The organism is Gordonibacter pamelaeae 7-10-1-b, assembly GCF_000210055.1.
GTDB lineage: Bacteria > Actinomycetota > Coriobacteriia > Coriobacteriales > Eggerthellaceae > Gordonibacter > Gordonibacter pamelaeae.
In genome coordinates, this window is the sequence record NC_021021.1 from 966200 (window position 1) to 968874 (window position 2675).

The following is a 2675-nucleotide window of genomic DNA, read 5'->3' on the forward strand; positions in this document are numbered from 1 at the left end:
AGCAGGGTGCGCGCCCGCCCCACGTAGCCGGCGGCCGCCTCCGGTATGGACGACTCCACCATGCGCACGGCGATGGCCGGGCCCGCGCCGAAGCACACCTCGGCCCACGAGAAGGGCAGCACGGGGTCGCCGTTGTTGCGGCGCGCATCGTTCTCGCGTGCCACCAGGGCCGACGTCTCGGCGAACTCCTCGTCGAGCCACGTGGTGAGCGCGCCTTCCCACAGCGGGTCCTCCGCATCCTCGTCCACCGCGTTCATCCCGACATCGAACTCGATGACGTTCGCGCGCTGCGAGCCCTTCTCGGCCCGCACGACCTCCGTAGGCGCAACGGCTGTGAAGCGACGCTCGATCTCGGCGTCGGCGTCGCCCTGGAAGCTCTCCTCGTCGAGCACGATGCTTAGTTTCAGTTCGGGATGGATCGATGCGGGCATGGCGGTTCCTTTCGTCGACCGCGGACGGGCGCGTCCGCGGGATGGTTCGGTATCCGCTGCATTGTCGCCCCGGCCGCAGGCCGCCGAACGGGTGGATGGCGAGCGTGACGCAACCGTTGCGCTCCCATCACCCGCAGGCAAACCGTCGAGCGAAGCACGCAGCAGACAACCGCTATAAGCGTCAGCGTATTCAGCAGGTTACATATCGGCTATACTGGAACGGTTGGCACACTACGGCGTCGGCGGTCCCTGGGGAGCGTCGGCGAGGGACGGGGGATTCCCATGCACGACGGCGAGGAGCACATCACCATCGGAGCGCTCATGGAGGACGTGTACGCCCTCTTCCGCTCGCGCGACGACTACGAGGACGTGTCGGAGGCGGAGCACGATCTGGTCGCCCGCATCCAGTACGCCTCGGCGGTGGTACAGGCCGAGAAGGTCACGCCGCCCGGCGGTTGGGACCCTTACGGGCGCTAGGTCGCGCAAAAAGGCCGCCGATCGGGAGGGAGAGGATCGGCGGCCCTGAAAAGGAGCGGCGAGCGGGCACGACGCCCGCTCGCCTGCCCCATGGCTAGAGGTCGAGGCTCGGGATCTCCTCGTCGGCGTTGCCGCCTGCGGCGTTGATGCCCGCGATGCGGCCGAACGTCACGCAGCGTCCGTGGCCGATACCCGGCACGTAGGTGGGGTAGTCGCCCGCGCCGAAGAACTCGCCGGCAGCCGAGCCGCACACGTACAGGCCCTCGATGGGCTGGTCCTCGGCGTCGAGCACCTGGGCGTCCAGGTTCGTGCGCAGGCCGCCGCACATGGTGAGCATGCTGGCCACCAGCTTGCCGGCGTAGAACGGCGGGTCGACGACCTTGCCCATGACCTCGGGGCGCTTGCCGAAGTCGAGGTCCTTGCCCAGATCGCACAGCTCGTTGTAGCGGTCGACCGTGGCCACGAGGTTCTCGGGCGGCACGCCCATCTTCTCCGCCAGTTCTTCAAGCGTGTTCGCCTCGACCGTCTGGCCGCTCTCCAGCTCGCCTTCCAGCACCTTCTTCTGGGCCTCGAGGTTGTACTCGCCGCCCACCGGCTGGGTGAGCTGGCCCCACTGCAGACCGCCGCCCAAACCAGCGTCCATCTGGGCCTTCACCTGCTCCAGGCCGTGGGAGTCGTAGATGGTCCAGGCGTCCTTCTTCGTCTGGAGGGCCTTCGTCACGCTCTTGGACTGGGTGTTCACGTCCTCGTTCTTGAAGCGCCTGCCCTCCCAGTTCACGTGCAAGAAGCCGTAGCTGGCCGCGCCGAAGTCCAGGTGCATGACCGCCGCGTGCGGCTCGGACTTCTGCATGGCGCCGCCGGCCCAGATGGCCTGCTTGTGCATGTCGCCGGTGTCGCAGTCGGGCGGGTTGTAGAAGCGGCCGTCCATGGCGTAGGCCGTCATGGGCGAATAGTACTGGAACATCTCGTTGTCGGCCGCGTAGTCGCCGGAGGCGATGATGACCGACTTGGCGTTGATCTGCGTATACTCGTCCTTGCCGGTGGACACGACAGCGCCCGTCACGGGGCCGTCGCCCTCGCGCACGAGCTGCTCGCTCTTCGTCTCCCAGCGGATCTCGCCGCCCATGTCGGCGATGGTCTCGTACAGCGCCGGCACCAGCACCGCGTTGCCGTACACGTCGCCCACGCCGGAACCCTGGTAGAACGTGAAGTTCACGGTCTCCTCGTACTTGTCGGCCTGGTAGAAGATGTGCGTTACCGGGTACTCGGTGTAGTCGGGGCCCTTGTAGTAGCCGTCCCACAGAAGCGCCTCGAGGCCCTTCTTCGTGGCCAGGTCGTACAGCCAGTCGAAGCACGCGCCGCTCTTGTGCGCGAACTCCCACAGCAAGGGCTCCTTCACGCGACCCTGCGCCCAGTTGATCCAGCGGCGCACCACGTTGTTGTAGTCGGGCTCCTCCACCAGGCCCTCGCCCGCCAGCTTCTGCTGGACCTTGGTGTGGAAGCCGGCGATGTGCACGCCGCGCGCGACCACCGTTTCGGGGTTCTTGTCGATGGTGATGACCTTCGCGCCCTTCTCAAGCGCCGAGATGGAGGCGCAGCAGCCCGCGAGGCCCGCGCCGATCACGAGCACGTCGCATTCCTCCGTGCCCTTGATCTTGTCCTTGGCGATGGGCTCGGGCGCGATCTCCCAGCTGTGCTTCCCGGCAACGTCGGGGCCGGCCGAGGCGCCGCTCTCCGCCACCGGCACGCCGCCCTCGCCGCCCGCGG

Annotated in this window: 2 protein-coding genes and 1 pseudogene; 1 reads left to right on the forward strand and 2 read right to left on the reverse strand. The window is 67.7% G+C overall.

All coding sequences use genetic code 11. From position 1 onward, the window contains the following. Positions 1-431, reverse strand: a pseudogene (locus GPA_RS18905) (hypothetical protein); the annotation flags it as partial. Positions 432-713: 282 nt separating this feature from the next. Between GPA_RS18905 and GPA_RS04570 the strand changes: the two are divergent. Next, on the forward strand, positions 714-908 hold the full coding sequence (locus GPA_RS04570) for a hypothetical protein (RefSeq protein ID WP_015539087.1): 195 nt from the start codon (positions 714-716) through the stop codon (positions 906-908). 94 nt (positions 909-1002) lie between these two features. Here GPA_RS04570 and GPA_RS04575 read toward each other — a convergent pair. Next, positions 1003-2675 (reverse strand): FAD-dependent oxidoreductase (locus GPA_RS04575; protein WP_083808911.1); only part of this gene is annotated, 1673 nt, incomplete at its 5' end.

Excerpts from the sequence above, each read along its gene's own strand:
- GPA_RS04570 (WP_015539087.1), top strand. The coding sequence starts at position 714 with ATGCACGACGGCGAGGAGCACATCACCATCGGAGCGCTCATGGAGGAC.